Genomic DNA, 21,382 nt, shown 5'->3' with positions numbered 1-21,382 from the left:
CTTATGCATTGACACTTGCACGATATGCTTCATTCATTGGAATATGCAAAGCGACTGAACGTGTACTTCCCAAAAGATGCACTTTTTTATCACCGAGTCTTTCGCATGGGATCCCCATTCGCTTAATCAATTTTTCCACACTGGCCGATGTGACCGTTACATAGGCATTGATGTGATATTGCTGGGCGTGATGATACAGCGACTGAAACATCTGCAGCGTAACATTACTCACGCCGCCCAATTGCGCCGAATGATCTTTATCGACCGCAAAACGACTCAGCTCATAAATCTCCTTTGCTTTGGGTGCTTGCTGCACACCGAGTAATTCCGAAAAAGTATCTTTAAGCATATAACGCGACGTCGTTGGCAAAATTCGCCAACACCCCACTAAATGACCCTGTTCCTCTTTGGCATACAAATAGTGTGCTTCTGGAACGTCGTACTCATCAGTCTCCATTTCTCGATTTGTTTTTAGCTCCCACTGCAAGCGTTGCGAAAAAACTTTATAGCGTAACTTCAGCAATGACACATAATCAGCTTGAGGGACACTTTGAAAGGTATGTGAATAAATTGAAATAGTCATGTGACTTCTCCTTAGGTTATTGGAGAAATCACGCTAAACAATCTCATCAGAGATAGAACCTGTTCGATCGAACAGTTACGTCGAAATACTGTTTAAACTATTATTAACGCAACTGAATAACTAACGTTCAGTTGGCTTAATAAGGTACAACATAAAGTAAATAACTCGTACCGCTCGGCTTTAAAAATCCTCTTAGGCAACTAAGAGGATTTTTTATATCTGCTGCATTCAAAATAATATTGCAGTTTGGTTAACGCTTTGTTATTTATGATTCCGTTAATAAAAAACAAGGATTCCCCAATGAGTAGTGGCCAACGTGCAATAACTTTGCGTTTTTTAGCAGAGCCCGGTGATGTGAATTTTGGTGGTAAAGTCCACGGTGGCGCTGTCATGAAATGGATAGATCTAGCGGCCTATGCGTGCTCTGCAGGCTGGAGTGGTAAATATTGCATCACCGCTTATGCTGGAGGGATCCGCTTTGTCGCTCCTATCCACGTAGGGAACCTCGTTGAAGTCAGCGCAAAAGTCATTTATACGGGAACGAGCTCAATGCATATTGCCATTGATGTGCAAGCGAGCGATCCAAAAGAGTTGAAAAACCAGCTGACTACCCATTGTATTGTCATCATGGTGGCTGTCGATGGGCAAGGTAAGCCCACCCCTATACCTGAATGGGTACCGCAAACAGCAGAAGATATTGCTCTACGCCAATCAGCGATACGCTTAATGAACATGCGTAAAGAGATAGGGGAAGAGATGGAAGCTCACGTTAAGTACTTAAAATAACCACCCATGATGCGCTCAGTTGTCATTTTTTCTTCATCTTTATTTGCTTAAATCGAGTCCTCTGACATTTTGCATCGATGATAGGAAAAGGCTTTGACTCCCAGAGAGATTACCTTGAGCGAATCGACATTAGTCGACCCAAAGTCAATTGAGTATCACTGGGTCCGAACGCTTTACGTTGAAGGCTACCAGCCCCAAGAAATTAACCACTATATCCGTGCCTGCTTTGGCGGAGATGACACCTTCGCCGATTTGTTTCGCCGCGTTGCGCTGCAACAAGAGAGTTTGTATGTCCTTTTGCAATACTTAGGCTGCGCCCCTTCTAGCCGTGAGTTCTGATTTTTTAGCCTTCCTTTACGACGTTACACAAAGATTTCAGATGTGGGTCGCATCCAAACACCATTTCACTTTTGAGACATTCAATTCATCATATACTGCATGCGCGTTACCAATAGCACCCTTTAATACAGGTATAAAAAAACCCAAGCAATGCTCGGGTCTTGGTTACAAAAACTGTTAGTTTGTTGGATAGTAAGGAATAAAGCTAACAGCCAGCTATGCGTAACGCCAGATTTGCATATTACTTAACTGATCGGCGGCCAAACCAAATACGTTAAGCTAATACAATATGGGCGACCTCACGGTCGCCCTATCGTTATTATCCTTTCACACCACCGGCCGTAAGCCCTCCGACTAACCAGCGCTGTGCAAGCAAAAATACGACAGTGATAGGTAAAGCAGACAACACTGCTGCTGCTGCAAAATCTCCCCACAAATAGTTCTGAGGATAAAGATACTGCTGCATACCCACCGCTAATGTATATGAGTTTACATCAGAAAGTAGCAAAGATGCCACTGGTACTTCACCAACCACCCCAATAAACGAGAGAATAAACACAACCGCAAGAATCGGCACAGAGAGTGGTAGCAGCACCAGTCTAAAGGCTTGCCATGGTGTAGCTCCATCTAAAGCAGCCGCTTCTTCTAATGAGTTATCTATCGTTTCAAAATAGCCTTTGATCGTCCATACGTGCAGTGCGATACCACCTAGGTAGGAGAAAATTAAACCACCATGCGTATTTAAGCCAAGAAATGGGATGTATTGACCTAATTTGTCAAACAGTGCATACATCGCAACCAGTGCCAGTACCGCTGGGAACATTTGAAAAATCATCATCGCTTTTAGGATGGTGTCTTTACCTTTAAAACGCATGCGCGCAAAGGCATAAGCAGACGTTGTCGATAGGGCCACAATGAGCACTGAAGTAATGCCTGCTACTTTCACTGAATTCCATAACCAAGTCAGAACCGGAAATGGCGGCGGTGTAACAGAGCCATCAGTATTAGTGACAGCAAAACCTAATGCCAATTTCCAGTGTTCTAGAGATGGGTTATCTGGGATCAAGCTGCCCGTGGCAAAGTTCCCTTCACGAAATGAAATCGCAATGACCATCAATAGTGGAAAAATGATCAGCGATAAAAATGTCCACAGAGCAACATGAGTCGCCCATAAGCGATATTTGAGAGATTGACCTTGTACCATCGCCATAACGATTACTCCTTAATTCTGTGACAGCTTCGTAAAACGTAAGTTGAGTAGTGCTAACCCACCAACCAGTAAGAAGATCAAGGTTGCGATGGCACTAGCCAAACCGAAGTCTTGACCACCAGCTCCTTCAAACGCAATACGATAGGTATAGCTTACGAGTAAATCGGTGTAGCCGGCTGGCTCTGAAGTACCAATCATATTCGGGCCACCTTGTGTCAGAAGTTGAATCATCACAAAGTTGTTAAAGTTAAACGCAAAGCTCGCAATAAGTAACGGAGTCATTGGTTTGATCATGAGCGGCAATGTGATACGGGTGAAGTTGTGTAAAAAACCTGCACCATCAATCGCCGATGCTTCATATAAATCCTCTGGAATCGCTTTCAAAAGACCCATACACAAAATCATCATGTAAGGAAAACCAAGCCAAGTATTGACGATCAGCACCATACTTTTAGCGAGAAAGGGGTCTGAGAACCAGCTAGGACTAATGCTAAAAATACTGTTGAGCACCATATTGATCTCACCAAAGCTTTGGTTGAACAAGCCTTTGAAGATCAAAATAGAAATAAAGGCAGGAACAGCATAAGGCAGGATTAATAGCACTCGGTAAACGGCGCGGCCTTTAAGCTCTTCCCATTGCACAACACTAGCCAACACTAACCCTATCATAAGAGTGAAAATCACGGTTAAGGTTGAGAAAACGACCGTCCAGATAAAGATATTGATGAAAGGCTCTTTAATACCGTCATCTTTCCATACACGCTCAAAGTTATGTGTGCCAATTTTCACCACAAAACCAGGCGATACTGTCGCACCGATAAATTGACCACTTTCGTCCACTGGTTGATAAAAGCCAACATCCATATTCGGCCGTAGTATTTCGCCTGTTTGATTATTGACCAGCGTTTCGCCATCATCTTGCATGGTGTAAAGCGGCGATACGGCGGCAAACTTGCGCAAGCCACTCATGCGTACATCTTCACCACTAGGGAAATGCAGATCAATTGAGCTCAACGTAGCACGGTGATTAATAATGGTTTTAATCGGCTCTTTGGTGCCCTCAATACCCTCAATAGGTTGAAGGTCCATATCGGTCACCGATAAGCCATTTAAGGAAAATACGTCGGTAGCGAGCGTCTGCTCTCCATCTTCGATTGCAATTCGATAGCCACTTTCCGTTTTGTATAGAGTGAAAGGATAGCTTTCCCCGCCCTGATAAGTTCGATCCAACAGCACGGTTTGTGCACGTTCTAAAGAGAGTTGGTTTTTAGCACTGTAGTTAGTAAAAGCCAGACCAACGGTGTAGGCCAAAGGAAAGAGGATGAATAAGATCATTCCCGCGATACCCGGATAAATATAGCGGTGTGCGTAAGTATGTTTACTGCCGAAAATATAAAGGGCCAGAGCGGTAAGAATGAGAGTAAGCAGCGCAAAGGCGAGCTCACCGCGAGAATACATAAGAATAGTGGCGTAACCGTTAACGATACCAACCGTACCTAATAATGCCCATTTAATGAGCACATTTTTACTGGAAGGAAGTGCCGTTTCGGGTGCTGACAAAGCATCTGTACCTTGAACTGACTGCATAGAAGAACCTGCTAGCGATATAAACGTAAAATGAAGGAGAGGTTACCCTCTCCTTAAGGGCTTGACCAAAACCGAATTATTTAGTCATTTGTTTTTCTGCATCAGCCAGTGCGGCATCGACAGTTTGGCGGCCATCTACAATATTGATAATTGCACTTTTCGCGCTGCCCCAAAATGCATTCATCTGAGGGATGTTCGGCATAATTTCGCCATTCATTGCGTTATCCATTGTCGCGGCGATGCGTGTATCTGCATCAAGCTCACGTTGGAAAGAGTTAAGAGCCACCGCGCCAAGAGGTTTGTCATTATTGACCATGCGCAGACCATCATTGGTGAGTAAGTAGTTTTCGATAAACTCAATCGCGAGATCTTTATTTGGAGAAGCGGTGCTGATACCAGCCGTCAATACGCCCACGAACGGCTTGGAAGATTGCCCGTTAAATTTCGGTAATGTCGTCACACCGTAGTTAATGCCTGATTTTTCAATGTTGCCCCAAGCCCACGGACCGTTGATCGTCATTGCCGTTTTACCTTGGTTAAACGCAGCTTCAGAAACAGAGTAGTCCATATCCGGAGAGATCACGCCTTTGTCCACTAAGCCTTTCACGAAGTTCATCGCGTCTTTTACGCCTTTATTCGCGATACCCGCATCTTTCACATCATAGCCATCAATCGTGTATTTGAATGCGTAACCGCCATCAGCCGCCATAAGAGGCCATGTGAAATACGGTTCTTTCAAGTTCCACATGATGGCCGTTTTGCCCTCTTTCTTAAGTTTGGCGTTCAACGCTTCCACTTCTTCCCAGCTTTTCGGTGGGTTTGGCACAAGATCTTTATTATAGATGAGAGACAAGGATTCTACCGCGACTGGGTAGCCGATGATTTTACCGTTGTATTTCACCGCATCCCAGGCAAAATCCACGATACCCTCTTGAATCGCTTTTGAAGGTTTAATTTCAGCCAGCAAGCCAGCTTCTGCATAACCACCAAAACGGTCATGAGCCCAGAACACAATATCAGGTCCATCACCCGTTGCTGCGGTTTGTGGGAATTTATCTTGAAGTGCGTCAGGGTGAGCCACGGTCACTTTGATACCCGTGTCCGCCTCAAATTTCTTACCCACTTCAGCCAAACCGTTATAGCCTTTATCACCATTAATCCAAATGGTGAGTTGTCCTTCTTCAATAGCAGCATGTGCACCAAACGAACCAAGAGCAACTAGAGTACTTAGCGCGACTGTGCTTAGGGCGTTTTTCATGTTCATATCCTTTTTATTTTTGTGTTGTAGGGCTCACCAACAGGTTTCGCCGTATTTCGTCATATATAATCAGAGAAAACCTAACTTGACTCATCCTCCTACGCCCTACGCCCTCGATATTATGGACTATTTTCGTGATCATCATCGCTCAAGGTTAGAGAGCTCAATCACAAAAAAATACCTTTTTGTGACATGCTTCCACTTAACAGCCATTAATTATTTGAACTGGATCTAACTCAGCCCTTAAACCCCTCCTCCATCGCATCCATCGCTACTCCCCCCTATAAAAACTCAATTAGGAGGATGTATCAAACACACACATCACACAAAATACAGTCATCCCAGAGTGGATAGTAAGAGCCTTTTCCAGTAACTCATCGTTTACTGGCTTACATCGCTAGATTGGTTTGCTGTCATAAATGAGCGTTCGTGGTAATTGATTTTATAACGGGGGAGACGCTCAATGTGCAGGGGAAGTGAACTAAATCATTGGCATGGATGGGTGATGCTTTCTTCAAACTCCCTTAATTTGAAGACATCACCCTTTTTCTTACATTATTAACCACCTTACCCAATTCCTGCTGTCATTGCCTGCAAGAAAACTCATATAATGATGGGCAGTGATTTATAAAAAATATTGATCGAGGACGAGCTCTATGGCGAGTGTCACGTTAAAAAATGTATGTAAAGCATACGGTGATGTATTAATTTCTAAAAATGTCGACTTAGAAATTCAAGAAGGCGAATTTGTCGTCTTTGTCGGTCCGTCAGGTTGTGGGAAATCCACCCTACTGCGTTGCATAGCAGGCCTAGAAGATATCACCTCGGGTGACTTGTTTATTGGCGATAAGCGAATGAATGATGTTGAACCTTCTAAACGTGGCGTCGGCATGGTATTTCAATCCTATGCGCTCTACCCGCACCTTAATCTTTTCGACAACATGTCTTTTGGCCTAAAGTTGGCCAAAGCCGATAAAAAGGAGATCGAGCAACGTGTTGAGCACGCCGCCGATATTCTCCAGCTCAGCCATTTGCTCGAACGTCAACCTAAGTCTCTTTCAGGTGGCCAACGTCAGCGTGTCGCGATTGGGCGTACTTTAGTCTCACAACCGAATGTCTTTTTGCTTGATGAGCCGCTGTCTAACCTAGATGCAGCGCTGCGCGTACAGATGCGTTCAGAGATAACCAAACTGCAACGCAAATTGGGCTGTACTATGATTTACGTTACCCATGATCAAGTCGAAGCAATGACAATGGCTGACAAAATCGTGGTCTTGGATGCTGGTTTCGTATCACAAGTAGGCAAACCACTTGAGTTGTATCATTACCCAGAAAATCGTTTCGTCGCAGGCTTCATCGGTTCTCCTAAAATGAACTTCATGAGCGTATTCATCGAAGATGTCGAAGCCGAACGCGTGAAAGTTCAACTCTCTAATGGAACCTCATTTTGGATTTTGGTCGATGGCACCACGATCACTCGCGGCGAGCGTATGTCATTAGGTGTGCGTCCAGAGCACTTGCTGAGCGCTGAAGATGGTGACGCGAAAATTGAAGGCAAAGTGATGATGGTTGAGAAACTCGGCAATGAAACACAAGTCTACATGAACTTGAAAGGCTCTGATTCTGATGTAATTTACCGCCAGCCTGATACTTTGGGCGTTGAAACAGGTGATACATTGACAATTGGTATTCCAGGGCATCGCTGCCATCTCTTCCACAGCGATGGACGTGCATGCCGCCGCCTTTACAAAGAAAAAGGCATCGAAGCCGAATAAAAAGAAATTCAGTTAAGAAAATAAGACAGCCCCTATCAAAGGGGCTGTCTTATTTAAAAATAAATAAAATTTAATTAAACTCTTCAATACCAATATTATCTTTTGCCCATAATAATGCCTGAAGTCTATTTTTAGCATTTATCTTTTTAAATACATTATGTAAATGTGTTTTTACTGTATTTTCACTTACAAACAACTCATCTGCAATTTGCATATTAGATGCACCACAGCCAAGTAGCTTAATTATTTGCTGCTCTCTTTTCGTTAATTTAGCATAAGCTTGAGAGGTAATAGATGAATTACCTGCACGATAATGCTGTATATATTCCTGAGCCAATTCTCGATTAAACCACATTTCATCATCAAGCACTTTTTCCATGCCCTTAACTAAAGATTCAAGCTGATCATTGGTATAAAATACACCCACAAGATTCTGCCATTTAAAGAGCATTTTAGGTTCAATATCTAGCGGGCAATTAATAAGCACTTCTTTTGCATCAGGGCAGGATAAGCGTTTAAATGCTGAGTAATCAGCAAAATTATTTTCATCAACGCGAGAATAGTCGATGATAACCAATTGAATTTTATAGGATGATAGACTGTTATCATTCATCCACGTATCGCAAAGCGGAGAGATATCAATACTAATCGGCAACTTTGACTCTAGCGAATCTTTAAGTAAGCGAGACTGCATACAAACATCAGAAAGCAATCGAACGTTAATTTTTTTTCTTCACTCATTTTAAACTCCTAGATCATACCGCTCACTTGATAAAACTAACGTTAAGCGACTATAAGTCAATATCTCAAAATAACCCGCTCTCATTTTAATAAAAAACCTAATGAATAAATCCATTTAATTCATGAAGTTATTGTGCATTCTTATTTATGAGAACAAATGACTGTTTTATTTATATACCTTACTACTTGAAGTAGTTTGGGTGTAGTAGGCCATTCTATAAAAGGTAATGGAATAAAAAAGATAAAGAATCGAGTGTCATTCCTAACGAATGAAAAGCACCACGCACTTCTGGTGTTAAGAAAAAGCGTGGCACTCACTGCTCATTGACTATTACTTTAAAAATCAACATCGATGAGAAAATCACCCTATTGAGGCTAGGTCCGATATAGAACTTTTACAACATGCCAACCAAACTTGGTTTTCACCAAATGGGGTGTCAGTACCTCACCAGTGAAACAGATTTTATCAAATTGAGGTACCATCTGCCCCTGACGAAACTCACCCAGATCGCCCCCTTTTTTACCCGAAGGACAGGTAGAATATTTTCTGGCTAATGTTTGAAATTTCGCTCCTTTTTTTAACTGAGCGATAATATCTTCAGCTTGTTCTTTATGCTTCACTAAAATGTGAAGAGCCGCTGCCGTTCTTGCCATCATTTTTCTCAATAAATTTGCTACTGCAAATAGTGTAACGGATGCTTTTCAAGAGTCCAACCCCAATGTAAGAGTGCAAAAGATCAATAAACATACGGTTATACCCGTGATCATTGAAGATGCTTGATTTTCAATAGAATCAGGATCATGCTACAAACCATGAAAATCACACTGACTCCTCAACAGAAACTGCAACTCGAACAGATGCACGACATTGAGCGTGATAGTCGAGTTTGCGACCGTATTAAGGCTGTTTTGCTGGCTTCTGAAGGCTGGAGTCAGACTATGATTTCACAAGCTCTTCGTATTCATGAATCGACCGTTGCACGTCACCTCAGTGACTACGTACTTTCTGAAAAACTTAAGCCTGAGAATGGAGGAAGCCAAAGCAAGCTTTCTGCTATTCAAACCATGCACCTAATCGAGCATTTGACTGAGAAAACCTATTCTCATACTCATCAAATTGTCGCCTATGTTAAAGAGACGTTTGGGCTTGATTATACTGTTTCTGGTATGAACAAATGGCTTCACCATAATGGTTTTAGCTACAAGCAACCGAAAGGCATACCACACAAGTTTGATGAAGCAAAACAGCAAGCATTCATAGAGGCGTATGAAGCGCTAAAGGCAAGCTGTGGCGAGGATGAATCGATAGTCTTTATCGATGCAGTTCACCCAACACTATCAACAAAGATATCGCATGGCTGGATACGTACTGGTCAGGATAAAGTGATTGAAACAACGGGTAATCGTAGCCGATTGAACATTATTGGCGCACTGAACCTGTCGGATATTGGTGCAACCATTGTTCACGACTATGAGAGCATTAACAGTGAATCGATTGTTCGTTTTTTCTGTAAGTTAAGAGAGAGTTATTCGTTAGCCCATAAGCTTCATATCATATTAGATGGTGCGGGATATCACCGCAGTGACTTAGTCAAAGATGCGGCGTTTGTCCTGAATATTAAACTGCATTATCTTCCACCTTACAGTCCAAACCTCAACCCAATAGAGCGGCTATGGAAAGTAATGAATGAGAAGTCGAGGAACAACGTTTACTTCAAAAGAAAACGGGACTTCAAGGCGGCAATAGACCAATTTTTTTCTGTGACTCTTCCAGAGATCGCAGGCTCTTTGACATCTCGAATTAATGATCATTTTCAGGTTCTCAAGCCTGCATCTTCAAGTTGATTCGGTATATACTGTTTATTTGCATTTAACGCATTGCCGTCAGTAAGAGATCGTTTAGTATTAAGCATAAGAAACAACGTTGAGTAAGGTGTTATGGCTAAACCCCCCAGTAAGGCAAACCAATCCCAAGGCATGTTGATGTTCACATTGAACACTCAGAAACAGCTTTTTGCTATCGGGACTCTGAAAGTACGAGAGATTGTCCCTTACATGCCAATGACACAAATCCCATATTCTCATCACCATGTGATCGGAACGGTGACTATCCGTAACTTGACGGTACCTGTCATTGATATGGCTGCCGCCATTGGCTTTAGAGCAATTCAACCTAGCGAATATAAACAATGCTACTTAATCGTGACGGACTGCCTGCGAACCGTAGTTGCGTTTATGGTACGTAGCATTGAAAAAATCATCGAGTGTGACTGGCGAACAATCGAGTCTTCACCTGCAGTGGCGGGAAAAGACGTTTTTGTCACTGGCATAACCCGCTATCAAAAACAGATTGTGCAGTTACTTGACGTCGAATTATTACTTTCAAAAATTTATCCACAGTATGAATCAACTAAGATCCCGATGCTGACTGATATTGAACGTGAACGATTAAAAGCACTGCGTATTTTACTGGTGGATGATTCATCTATTGCACGTAAACAATTGTCAGATGCCTTAGACAGTATCAACATCCCTTACCAAATCTGTAAAAATGGGCTTGATGCCATTGAGCTGATGCGTCAAGACGCTCAACATCAACGTGCGATCGATTTGCTGGTCAGTGATATTGAAATGCCGGGCCTTGATGGATATGAACTGGCCTTTGAGGTTCAAAATGATCCAATGCTGAGCCATGCTTATTGTATTCTTCATACCTCGCTTTCCAGTGAGATCTGTTTGGATAGAGCTCACCAAGTCGGAGCCCACGAAGCTTTGGAAAAATTTAACGCAACAGAATTAATAGAAGCGATGCTGCGTGGCGCAAAAAAACTGGAACAACGTAAGGATACCGCTTAATCAAGTTTTGCTTGCACAAACAGAGCCTGAAGCGCTTCTCTATCTGATTTTTTCAGTTTACTCACCACAAGCTGATAAGAGCGTTCACATAATTCCTCTAACATCATCTGGTCAACATCTCCGTTTAACTTAACGGAGATCCAGTGTCTTTTATTCATATGATAACCAGGACGAATAGCGGAAAAGGCACTGGTCAGAACTTCACCATCTTCGGGAGTGCACTTCAATGTCACAAACGGCTCTTCTCTCGACTGAGAAGTATAGGCAAACATTTTACCACGAATTTTGAAAACCAACGCGTCAGGACCAAACGGATAGCTACTTTCTACCTGAGGTAAAATCTCCAAAAACGATTCAATATCATGCATCTCCATCTATTACTCCTTGATTCAGTAACCAACTTATTTTAATCATTCAGCGATTCAATATATAAAAAAACCCCTACTATGTCTGTCTGTTGTGTTTGATCTACATCAAGAATCGATTGTTCACCGTAAATAAAAATTCAACTTCAAACTTTAGTTGCATTTTTTTAGCGCATAACTTTGGGATATCCGCTAATCTTAGCGGTATGAATATCTGTGACTGTCTATACCCGTGATCATTGAAGATGCTTGATTTTCAATAGAATCAGGATCATGCTACAAACCATGAAAATCACACTGACTCCTCAACAGAAACTGCAACTCGAACAGATGCACGACATTGAGCGTGATAGTCGAGTTTGCGACCGTATTAAGGCTGTTTTGCTGGCTTCTGAAGGCTGGAGTCAGACTATGATTTCACAAGCTCTTCGTATTCATGAATCGACCGTTGCACGTCACCTCAGTGACTACGTACTTTCTGAAAAACTTAAGCCTGAGAATGGAGGAAGCCAAAGCAAGCTTTCTGCTATTCAAACCATGCACCTAATCGAGCATTTGACTGAGAAAACCTATTCTCATACTCATCAAATTGTCGCCTATGTTAAAGAGACGTTTGGGCTTGATTATACTGTTTCTGGTATGAACAAATGGCTTCACCATAATGGTTTTAGCTACAAGCAACCGAAAGGCATACCACACAAGTTTGATGAAGCAAAACAGCAAGCATTCATAGAGGCGTATGAAGCGCTAAAGGCAAGCTGTGGCGAGGATGAATCGATAGTCTTTATCGATGCAGTTCACCCAACACTATCAACAAAGATATCGCATGGCTGGATACGTACTGGTCAGGATAAAGTGATTGAAACAACGGGTAATCGTAGCCGATTGAACATTATTGGCGCACTGAACCTGTCGGATATTGGTGCAACCATTGTTCACGACTATGAGAGCATTAACAGTGAATCGATTGTTCGTTTTTTCTGTAAGTTAAGAGAGAGTTATTCGTTAGCCCATAAGCTTCATATCATATTAGATGGTGCGGGATATCACCGCAGTGACTTAGTCAAAGATGCGGCGTTTGTCCTGAATATTAAACTGCATTATCTTCCACCTTACAGTCCAAACCTCAACCCAATAGAGCGGCTATGGAAAGTAATGAATGAGAAGTCGAGGAACAACGTTTACTTCAAAAGAAAACGGGACTTCAAGGCGGCAATAGACCAATTTTTTTCTGTGACTCTTCCAGAGATCGCAGGCTCTTTGACATCTCGAATTAATGATCATTTTCAGGTTCTCAAGCCTGCATCTTCAAGTTGATTCGGTATATTAATTTTACGATAATGACCAGCGACGACTTTAAGAGATCTACAGCCAATTTAAAAAAAGCAGTACCGTTGATGATGAAAAATCATGTGGCGGCGACACCTGCTAACTATGCACTTTGGTATACCTATGTTGACAACGCCATACCTCAACTCAATCTAGAACTCGATTCTGTATTGGAAAACTTTGGCCTTTGTCCTCCCGCGGCAAGCTCTCAACTCTATAATAGCTATGTCGCATCGCGCTCTGAAACCAGCTTAAGCACGCTACGCAACAACATTGAAGTATTAGTTAATGAAGTCGCAAGTTCAATGTCAGATACCCTAACCGATACCAGCGAATTTGCCAGAGTGATTGATAAAAGTTTTAGTGAATTAGAACGAGTCGAAAACGATGATTTATCGATCGAAGAGGTGATGAAAGTGGTTCGCCAATTGGTCACTGAATCGCGAGATATTCGCCATTCAACTCAGTTTTTAAATGGTCAACTTAATAGTGCCAGTAAAGAAATTCATCGACTGAAAGAGCAGCTTGCCGAGGTGCAAAAAGAGGCTTTATTCGATGGATTGTCCGGTTTATATAACCGCCGTTCGTTCAATGATGATCTCTTTACCCTAATAAGCGCGCAGCAACCAATAAGCCTGATCTTATTAGATATCGATCACTTCAAATCTTTTAATGACAATTATGGCCACCTATTTGGTGACACCGTCATCAAAGGCATCGCTAAAAAGCTTCAGAGTAGCTGTCGAGATGGCATTACCGCCTACCGATTTGGCGGCGAAGAGTTTGTTTTAATTGTTCCAAATAAAACACTGCGCATTGCCAGACAGTTTGCAGAATCACTGCGCCGTTCGATAGAAAAAATGAGTGTGAAGGATCGCCGCTCAGGAAACCAAGTTGGTAATATTACCGCCTCTTTTGGTGTGACAGAATTACAACTAGGTGATACGTCCGAGTCTTTGATAGAAAGAACAGATAAACTGCTCTATGAAGCAAAACAATTAGGCCGCAACCGTGTTATGCCGCTTTAATCGCTTCAACCTCTTATGGGTAGCTGAAAAGCAATCACAATTTCCATAAACCTCAATTTATGGATAGAAAAGTAAAAGGGGCGCCACGCCCCATTTAATCCCAATACGCATCTATAACCTAAGCAAGGTTAAAACTGTAGTTTAAGTAATAGTCTTCACCATCTTTTGCGGTGTACTCCTTATCTTCACTACAAGCTTGAGGCTTACCCTTTTCATCACCTTTGACTAGGCTTACCCAGTGGCGCATTGCGGCGCTGGGCATTTCTTCCACCGATTGGGTAAATGTGGTACACGTTTCTAACTGAATATCATTAATCTCTATCAGTTCAACGCGCCCAGTCCCTTTAGTGCAGCCTAACATCACTTCAACATGGCTACCACTTCCATCACGGAACAAGATCGAACATGGTGACTCCTTTTCACCATTGAAGGCAACAAAATGTTTGGGGTGCTTCAAACCACTATGACGCCCATCCTTGAAATAAGCCAACACATGGCGGTAATCGATCACATAACTGGTCACATCTTGATGAGAGCCCGTCGCCAAAGGGAACAATCTATCGAGTAGTTGCTTCGCTCTACTCTGCTTTTCATTTTGTTGATTAGCACTGATAGTCTCGACGGCGAAGACGGCTTCAGCGATAAAGGGTTTATCTAGTTTTTGGATTTCTGTTTTATCGAATGTCAGCATATTCATCGTCTTTTCCTTATAGGTAACTCAACATTTTGTGTTCTAGAGCAATTATTCCAAACTTGCGTTTAACCTTTGTGCAAATTTGTGACCTTGCTTACTTGGTAGATTAACCAATTTTTTACTACAATTTCACAACAAAAATTTTACAGTGTGAATTTTACAAAATGGCCTTATCAAAAAGCTTAGTTCGTCAGTCACATTTCTTAGGGACAAAAGTCAGAAACTTAAGAAAGCGTAATCACCTAACGATGGAAGACTTATCGGCACGCTGTATTCGTATCAACCCAGAATACGCCCCCTCCGTTTCATACCTTTCGATGATTGAGCGTGGAAAACGGGTGCCTAGTGTTGATATGTTGGAGGTCATTGCCCAAGTTTTCCAAAAAGATCCCGCTTGGTTTTTAGATGATGAACCAGGTCAAACGGATATTACTCCTGACAAGGGTAACAGAGGTGGGATCAGCGGTATGGCTCTTGAACCTAGCTTTTTATTCTCAAATGATATTTTACAAATCGCGATCCCAGAGATGCTTTCCCAAACCGGGATCACTGGCAAACAGTTTGCTCATCTATTGATCCGTGCTCACCAAGAGAGTTTACAAAACCACTTCCCAGATCTTGAGCGAGCAGCAGAAGAAGTGGGTTTAAAACGCTTAAACTTAGCTGTTGAAGATCTTATCGACATCGCCAAAAGCCTTGGTTTGGTTATCCGCTGGGTCACAAGAACCCCGCAAGATGTTGTTGATGAGCTTGGTGTTAGCGCCAAACAACTTATTACCTCTTTTTTTGAACCACCATGCACGATCTACCTCAATGAAATTCTACGTGAGTACCCAACTCGCCTAAAGTACGACCTCGCGGTGTATATTGGCCACAATATTCTGCACAGCAAAGAGGGACTAAAAAGTGTCTTAACGGTTGGCCACACAAACAGTTGGGAAGAAACGCCTGATGCCACCGCCACCTGTGAATTAAATTCCCAAGATATCCTTCAGGCATGGCGAGATTTTGAATCGAGTTTTTTTGCTGGCGCACTGCTGTGCCCCAAAGTGCCTTATCGACAACTTCTTGATCGCAGCGGCTACGAAATCGATGTACATTTGAAAGCAGGGGTTTCTCCTTCTGTTGCGATGAGGCGCATGACGGTCGTGTCACCCTATCCGCATTGGCACTATTTCGATGCTTATGGTGAAGGCAAATTAAAAGCGGTTTATCGTGGCAATGGGATCCCTCTACCGTGGGGGAATATGCGTAAAGTGAATGACCCTTGCCAGCATTGGGCCGTGTTTAGACGTCTTTCAGAGCCGCAAAGTGGCAGCTCTGCGCAAATTTCGATTTTGAATGTAGGTGATGAGCCGAGAATATATTGCTGTGAATCCGTCAATATGATCGATCCAGCAGGTAATAATCGAGTGCTATGCGCTGGAATAGATTTGAATCCAGCCATCAATGCACAAGGTGGGGATGCTCACTCAATTGCTGAGGAGCTTAAAGCGTTATGCGTCAGCAACGGCGGGAGCTCTCTTATTCCAAGACACATCAAAAAAGATCTCACGACTATTGCTAAAATTCTTAATATTAATTGGATTGAACGCGGAATTGAAAATAATGCGCGCTTAATCTGCTCACGCGGTGCTGTCTGTCCAAGAAAACCAAGCTGCTATGAGAAATGTGCTGGCTAGTTGCAGAGCGTAAAAATAAAAAAAGCCAATCACAAAAAGTATGATTGGCTATTAATAAGTGTGAACAAAAATAAGGTTCACTAACAACGTCAGTTGGCTAGGTGACCCTCGGCTTAGAAGGGTCACTTACTACATAGCAGGATGCATGCCAACTTTAAAACTGCCAAAAAACACCTTATCTGTCTACTTTATGAGCGGTTTCATTACAACGTGTCGCATAATAAATTTGCATTTTGCAATTAAATTTCAAAATGCAAATCTGAATAAATAATTTAGTAGTACTGCTGCCTCTTTTCTTGATACATCCGCTCATCAGCCAGTTTCAACATCGCATCCACATTATCAAATTCTGGGCTAAATGCGGCTGCGCCTACACTGACATGTAGGTTAATTAAGTGCTGCTCATAAATGACTGGCGCATTACACAACGCACTTTTTATTTTGAGACTGATCCGCTCAATATCATCGTTGTCCGATACTCGATACAGCAAAACCAGAAACTCATCACCGCCAATGCGTGCAACTAAATCCGAAGAACGCAATACGCTTTTCACTCGCTCCGCACAAGCAATCAACACCTTGTCACCCGCCGCATGCCCATAGGTGTCATTGATCGATTTGAACTTATCAATATCAATGTTGAGGATGACAAAACCAGCCGATTGGTCCATTTTGATAGCCTGCTCAAAATATCGATCAAGCGTATACATGAAATACCGACGGTTAGGAAGCTGAGTTAATTCATCATGAAGTGCTCTTTCATTAGCAATAGAGTATAAGCGATATATCGTAATAAACGCCGCAACCAACAAGATTAAGATCGGATAGCCTAACAACCGTACAATGTGGACCTGATACCAAGGCACTTGACCTAAAACATCGCTTTTCTGTGCAACAGCAATTTCCCAGCCGCCATAGGGAAAATGAACACTTTGTTTTGCAAAAGCTTTCGTAAACACCTCTTGTTCACCAAAAAATACCTCGCCTTCCGAACCAGTACTGTCTACCCCACGTATCGCCAAGTTAAAGCGGTGAGTAAAACGTTCAACGCCAGTGGAAAGTAATAACGAATCTAAATCGATCACGACACTGCATACTCCCCAATATTGTTGGTTATCAGGAGGGTCAGTAAATATAGGAATCCGAGCAACAAGGCCTCGCCCACCTTGAACTAGGTTCACAGGGCCTGCAATGAAGATCTCTTGGATCTCCCTTGCTTTTAAGATCGTGGCCCACTGTTTGGGAACGGTACGGTAATCTAAGCCTATCGTTTTGTGATTTCCACTCAATGGATAGGTGTAACGAATCACATCATCAGGCGCAAGCCCAATCACGCGCAAATGTCTACCTTCATGTAAAATATTAGCCGCAATCTTTTCCCAATCTTCGAACTGAGAATGGGCGTTAATCGCAATTAAACTGGTTAACCCATTTGCTACATAGATGTCAGACAAAATGGCAGCTTCTAACTGAGCTCGAATAATCGAAAGCTCTTCCTTTGCTCTGGTTTGAAGATTATCTCGGATAAAACTTCGTTGATTGAAATTGATAATTTCGATCAACCCTCCACAAAAAATGATGAAGGCAACGAGAAGCAAATTGACAGACCACTGTTTGCCTGAGATATGTCTCATGCAACTCTCCCTCACTAGCCTGTAGCAATCACTACATGTGTATGGTTTTACTTGCTCTATTTAGAATAGTGCTTCTTACTTAAGATTAACGTAATTAATGAGGGAATACCCAAATTAATTACAAATTTATTGATATAACCAAATGAACTCGTAGCTTTTTGCTAACATAGTAAGATTTTAATTCATCCATTTGCATAGCGTAAAAAGCACAATCAGCTAAACGCATTATCCTAACGACGGCTCAAAGCGGTCATTTTACGCACACCTGACATATCACCAACAATAATAAATCCATGAAATGCTAATATTATTATGAATATTAGCTTAGAGGTGTGTTTTCATCATGTTATTAAAAAAGAGTGGCCTATTTCTGGGATTAGCTATTGCATTGTGGTTGCCTGCCTCTGGCTATGCAGAGCCGGCGCCAACAACGAATAACACTTTTTCTGAATCTGCGGAGCTTATTCGTCAAACCTATGAAGAGCAACTTTTCACATTGCCGGCATTCAAAGAGGGGCACTATGGGTTACGGATGTATCGCCAAACTCTAGACCCTAAATATTCAGCAGCAGTGTGGAGTGATCTTGCTCGCGTAGCAAGCCGACTTAATCAATTTTCCGCAGAAGTTTCAACTGCTGAACAGGTTTTTCTCTACTCTGAGCAACGTTTGGCTGGATACCTCGATGACGAAGATGAACGCAGCCAATTACGCTATATCGCCACTAAACATATGCCAGAATACCTCTACTTAGGCGTCGACCTATTAGGCTCTATGGCCCGTGCCAACGAATATGGTTTGAAACATAAAGAAGATCAGCTTTTGCGCCAAGTGATCCGCCGTTATGATTTTACTAAGTACGCCACTGATGAAGAAATGATTAAAGCGTGGGCCGCACAACTTGCTAACCAAGTCTATTGGTTACGCCAGTTAGGTGAACAAGATGTCGTACAACCATTCATTGATAGCTTTAGGAAAACATACCCAGATTCTGCTGATAAAGCACTCTCCACGCAACAATATGGCAATAAGCTGTATGGCATGACACACATTATTTTTGCCGATTCGGAATACTATCAAAATCCCATTAAAGAGCAGCAGCATCAATGGATCTTCGACTACTTTCGCAATAATATCGATACCATTTTGCTAAGAGCGAAGGAAGATGTGGTTGCTGAAGTTGGGATCACTTTTCTACTCGCAGGTTTAGAAAAGGATCCTGTTGTAGAAAAAACTCGTCTCGCAATTCAACAAGCGATTGATAAAAAGAAAGGGATGATCCCCTCTACCTCAGGTGTGTTTGACCTTGCCGACGGAGAGCACCGCAATGTACTTGCCATTATGTTACTTGATTGGCAGAAAACCAACCAAGCGCCCACAGTGAAAAATAATCCTAAGGTATTTTCTAGCCTGCCTGGTGGGCTCATCAGACAGTAGCAATAAGCGGGTTAAGCTGATTTAAGCTGGTTTGACGATACTGAGGATTTAAATAGCTTCGGGATAAGAATTCCGGTAAAAGTTGCCATCACAATCAAGCCCAATCCTACCATTTGTGTTGGCAAGTACTGCACATTAAAAAACAACTGTTGCCATAATGCGGTAAAAAGCAAATTGGTAAAAATCAACGGAGCGAGCTGCGAGCCAGAGTGTGCCAGACGGTAGGCTTTGGCTCGAAAAATTTGAGTGTTGATGACTAATATAGAGACTCCGCTCAAGGCAATAACCACAGCTAACTACTGCAAGCTGCCCCAGGTTTGTTGAAGTACATTCGCGTCCGAGGTAGGAAGAAATAACAAAGGCAGTAATAAGATTGATGCACACACAAACGTCCAAGCATTGATATCAATAGATCGCATATCACTTTTCGTCGCTCGATATAAGCTTAACTGCGATCCCGCATTCAGCGCTCCCGCAAGTAAACCGACCAATAACTCCATCCGTAAATGGATGCCCGAAACATCGCCAGCCAGCAGTAACACCCCGATAAATGTAATGGCCAAGCTCACAACCGTGCCTGCTTTCATCACTACACCAAATATTAATTTTTCTAACAAAGGAATAAACAGTGGACCAGTGCTAAACAATACAACACTTTCCACCAAAGAAAGATGCTGAAGTGAGTAAATAAAACAGAGCTGACAGCCTGCAATACATACTGAGCGAACCCACAGAGCCCGTTTCATACCTTTGGGAGGAAAACGGAAATGAGTCAAGCTCATTACTCCCAACAATATAAGCGCGGGGAGTAAAAATCGAAGAAAACTGAGACTTTGTAGCGGTATCTCATGTGCAAGAAACTTAGACAGTAGCCCTGTCAATGACAAGCTAAATGTGGAGGACAACATAAATAATGGAGCCAAAATTCGTGGGTTCATACAACTCTCCTCTAGTACAGCCATCATAGAACAATGACGAAAGGAAAAATAACGAGTAATATTAACCAAACCTGTAAGAGAAACTTACCAATGCGAAAACTACCTCCGCTCAAGTCACTCTACTCATTTATTGCCGTAGCAGAAACAGGCAGCATGACAGATGCAGCAAAGCACCTTAATGTTAGTCATTCAGCCATCAGTCAATCAATAAAAGCATTAGAGAACCAGCTAAACCAGCCGCTATTCAATCGCGTTGGGCGTCACGTCGTACTCAATAATGCTGGTCAAAAATACTATCGGAGAATTGCGCCTGCTTTGGAGCAAATCGTTGAAGCAACTGAAGTGCTTATGAGAGATGAGCGCCATAACCGACTGACACTCAACATGGTCAACTCATTAGCGCTGCACTGGTGGATACCACGAGTTAACCGCTTTCAAGAGCACGCGCCACATATAGACGTGAGAATATCGAGTTTAACAGGCACTTTTTCTCTAACATCAGAGAACGTTGATATCGCGATTGTTCATGGTAAACAAGATGAGTGGCAAGACTACTATTGTGAGAAACTTGCCGAAGATGAATTGGTGCTGGTATGCAGCCCTGAACTCATAAAACCTGACCTCATAAAGCAAGGTGATAAGCAGACGCTTTCATCCATACTTAAATGCCACCCAGCGATTATCGCTGTGAACGAGCGCCGCAAAAAAGACTGGCAAATTTGGTGCGATGCTTATCAACTTACCATGCCAGCAAGTCGCAAAAACCTATCATTTGTCTCTTCAGCACAAGCTGTACAAGCTACTATCCGCCAATTAGGTATTTTCGTTACCCATCGCCTCTTTGTAAAAGATGACATCAAGTTAGGCCTACTACAAGAACTCGGTTCCGCAGTGACTAATCCCTATCAGACTACTACTTCGTTTGTGCCAAAGAGCAACTGAAACAAGAGAGTATCTTAGTGCTAAGAAGTTGGATCAAAAAAGAATTTGCGATGTAACTAAATTTGTAATGTAACGACAGGACGGCTTAGATTTTTTTGCTATATCCACATTTGCTTATATTCATTTTTTTATAAAAAAATAATGGCTTAAATAATGGCTTATTTGGACAACGTTAAAATAATCGACAAAACATGCTGATA

The 21,382-nt window shown here is 42.3% G+C and carries 18 protein-coding genes and 2 pseudogenes; 10 read left to right on the top strand and 10 right to left on the bottom strand.

The genetic code is table 11. The annotated features are described in order from the left end of the window. Position 1: 1 nt before the first annotated feature. The gene (locus tag N5E84_RS17325; protein WP_017046000.1) at positions 2-583 is read right to left on the bottom strand and encodes an acyl-homoserine-lactone synthase; all 582 of its coding nucleotides are present in this window, start codon (positions 581-583) and stop codon (positions 2-4) included. Between the two features lie 300 nt (positions 584-883). Between N5E84_RS17325 and N5E84_RS17320 the strand changes: the two genes are divergently transcribed. Next, positions 884-1,369 (top strand): acyl-CoA thioesterase, encoded by a 486-nt coding sequence (locus tag N5E84_RS17320; protein ID WP_026027856.1) that lies wholly within the window; start codon positions 884-886, stop codon positions 1,367-1,369. Between the two features lie 93 nt (positions 1,370-1,462). Further along, positions 1,463-1,708, top strand: a complete 246-nt coding sequence (locus N5E84_RS17315) for a hypothetical protein (RefSeq protein WP_017045998.1) — start codon at positions 1,463-1,465, stop codon at positions 1,706-1,708. 319 nt (positions 1,709-2,027) lie between these two features. Here the strand turns inward: N5E84_RS17315 and malG are convergent, their stop codons facing one another. From malG to malE, 3 genes are all read right to left on the bottom strand, one after another. Continuing rightward, the gene (gene malG, locus N5E84_RS17310; protein WP_019281772.1) at positions 2,028-2,918 is read right to left on the bottom strand and encodes a maltose ABC transporter permease MalG; all 891 of its coding nucleotides are present in this window, start codon (positions 2,916-2,918) and stop codon (positions 2,028-2,030) included. A 12-nt stretch (positions 2,919-2,930) separates the two neighbouring features. Further along, positions 2,931-4,505: a maltose ABC transporter permease MalF gene (gene malF / locus N5E84_RS17305; protein ID WP_019281771.1), complete on the bottom strand. Its 1,575-nt coding sequence runs from the start codon at positions 4,503-4,505 to the stop codon at positions 2,931-2,933. 76 nt (positions 4,506-4,581) lie between these two features. Beyond that, positions 4,582-5,763 (bottom strand): maltose/maltodextrin ABC transporter substrate-binding protein MalE, encoded by a 1,182-nt coding sequence (gene malE, locus N5E84_RS17300; protein WP_026027705.1) that lies wholly within the window; start codon positions 5,761-5,763, stop codon positions 4,582-4,584. Positions 5,764-6,419: 656 nt separating this feature from the next. Between malE and malK the strand changes: the two genes are divergently transcribed. Then, positions 6,420-7,538 carry a maltose/maltodextrin ABC transporter ATP-binding protein MalK gene (malK, locus tag N5E84_RS17295; RefSeq protein WP_017045996.1) on the top strand — a complete coding sequence of 373 codons (1,119 nt, stop codon included), beginning with the start codon at positions 6,420-6,422 and terminating at the stop codon, positions 7,536-7,538. Positions 7,539-7,608: 70 nt separating this feature from the next. On the opposite strand, the gene N5E84_RS17290 is transcribed toward malK, so the two are convergent. Together N5E84_RS17290 and ppiC are read right to left on the bottom strand one after the other, a co-directional pair. After that, positions 7,609-8,262, bottom strand: a complete 654-nt coding sequence (locus N5E84_RS17290; protein ID WP_410001446.1) for a LuxR C-terminal-related transcriptional regulator — start codon at positions 8,260-8,262, stop codon at positions 7,609-7,611. Positions 8,263-8,654: 392 nt separating this feature from the next. Further along, positions 8,655-8,933 carry a peptidylprolyl isomerase PpiC gene (gene ppiC, locus N5E84_RS17285; RefSeq protein WP_026027858.1) on the bottom strand — a complete coding sequence of 93 codons (279 nt, stop codon included), beginning with the start codon at positions 8,931-8,933 and terminating at the stop codon, positions 8,655-8,657. Between the two features lie 159 nt (positions 8,934-9,092). On the opposite strand from ppiC, the gene N5E84_RS17280 reads away from it, so the two are divergent. Together N5E84_RS17280 and N5E84_RS17275 are read left to right on the top strand one after the other, a co-directional pair. Continuing rightward, the gene (locus N5E84_RS17280) at positions 9,093-10,124 is read left to right on the top strand and encodes an IS630-like element ISVa15 family transposase (protein WP_026027704.1); all 1,032 of its coding nucleotides are present in this window, start codon (positions 9,093-9,095) and stop codon (positions 10,122-10,124) included. Between the two features lie 93 nt (positions 10,125-10,217). After that, a complete protein-coding gene (locus tag N5E84_RS17275) occupies positions 10,218-11,135 on the top strand; it encodes a chemotaxis protein (protein WP_069212178.1) in 918 nt (305 codons plus the stop codon). Here N5E84_RS17275 and N5E84_RS17270 read toward each other — a convergent pair. After that, on the bottom strand, positions 11,132-11,509 hold the full coding sequence (locus N5E84_RS17270; protein WP_019281769.1) for an MmcQ/YjbR family DNA-binding protein: 378 nt from the start codon (positions 11,507-11,509) through the stop codon (positions 11,132-11,134). The two genes, N5E84_RS17275 and N5E84_RS17270, sit on opposite strands and share 4 nt — an antisense overlap. Before the next feature lie 276 nt (positions 11,510-11,785). Here N5E84_RS17270 and N5E84_RS17265 point away from each other — a divergent pair, with 276 nt between their 5' ends. Both N5E84_RS17265 and N5E84_RS17260 read left to right on the top strand, forming a co-directional pair. Further along, on the top strand, positions 11,786-12,817 hold the full coding sequence (locus N5E84_RS17265) for an IS630-like element ISVa15 family transposase (RefSeq protein ID WP_026027704.1): 1,032 nt from the start codon (positions 11,786-11,788) through the stop codon (positions 12,815-12,817). A 23-nt stretch (positions 12,818-12,840) separates the two neighbouring features. After that, positions 12,841-13,857 (top strand): GGDEF domain-containing protein, encoded by a 1,017-nt coding sequence (locus N5E84_RS17260; RefSeq protein WP_069211984.1) that lies wholly within the window; start codon positions 12,841-12,843, stop codon positions 13,855-13,857. A 118-nt stretch (positions 13,858-13,975) separates the two neighbouring features. Here N5E84_RS17260 and N5E84_RS17255 read toward each other — a convergent pair whose 3' ends face one another. Continuing rightward, complete coding sequence (locus tag N5E84_RS17255; protein WP_013868075.1) at positions 13,976-14,554, bottom strand: malate synthase; 579 nt, start codon at positions 14,552-14,554, stop codon at positions 13,976-13,978. A gap of 161 nt (positions 14,555-14,715) precedes the next feature. Here N5E84_RS17255 and N5E84_RS17250 point away from each other — a divergent pair, with 161 nt between their 5' ends. Beyond that, entirely contained in the window at positions 14,716-16,233 is a 1,518-nt protein-coding gene (locus tag N5E84_RS17250) for a DUF3612 domain-containing protein (RefSeq protein ID WP_017047432.1), read from the top strand. A gap of 272 nt (positions 16,234-16,505) precedes the next feature. Here N5E84_RS17250 and N5E84_RS17245 read toward each other — a convergent pair whose 3' ends face one another. Continuing rightward, positions 16,506-17,882 carry a diguanylate cyclase gene (locus tag N5E84_RS17245; protein ID WP_019281953.1) on the bottom strand — a complete coding sequence of 459 codons (1,377 nt, stop codon included), beginning with the start codon at positions 17,880-17,882 and terminating at the stop codon, positions 16,506-16,508. A 328-nt stretch (positions 17,883-18,210) separates the two neighbouring features. Here N5E84_RS17245 and N5E84_RS17240 point away from each other — a divergent pair, with 328 nt between their 5' ends. Beyond that, on the top strand, positions 18,211-19,302 hold the full coding sequence (locus tag N5E84_RS17240) for a DUF3541 domain-containing protein (protein WP_019281952.1): 1,092 nt from the start codon (positions 18,211-18,213) through the stop codon (positions 19,300-19,302). An 11-nt stretch (positions 19,303-19,313) separates the two neighbouring features. Here the strand turns inward: N5E84_RS17240 and N5E84_RS17235 are convergent. Next, a pseudogene (locus N5E84_RS17235) lies at positions 19,314-20,240 on the bottom strand (DMT family transporter). A 90-nt stretch (positions 20,241-20,330) separates the two neighbouring features. On the opposite strand from N5E84_RS17235, the pseudogene N5E84_RS17230 reads away from it, so the two are divergent. Then, positions 20,331-21,238 (top strand): annotated as a pseudogene (locus N5E84_RS17230) (LysR substrate-binding domain-containing protein). Positions 21,239-21,382: the final 144 nt, after the last annotated feature.

This window comes from Vibrio sp. J502, from assembly GCF_025397955.1.
Classification (GTDB): domain Bacteria; phylum Pseudomonadota; class Gammaproteobacteria; order Enterobacterales; family Vibrionaceae; genus Vibrio; species Vibrio anguillarum.
The sequence above is the reverse complement of the archived record's forward strand: the minus strand, read 5'-3'. Positions and strand labels throughout refer to the sequence as shown.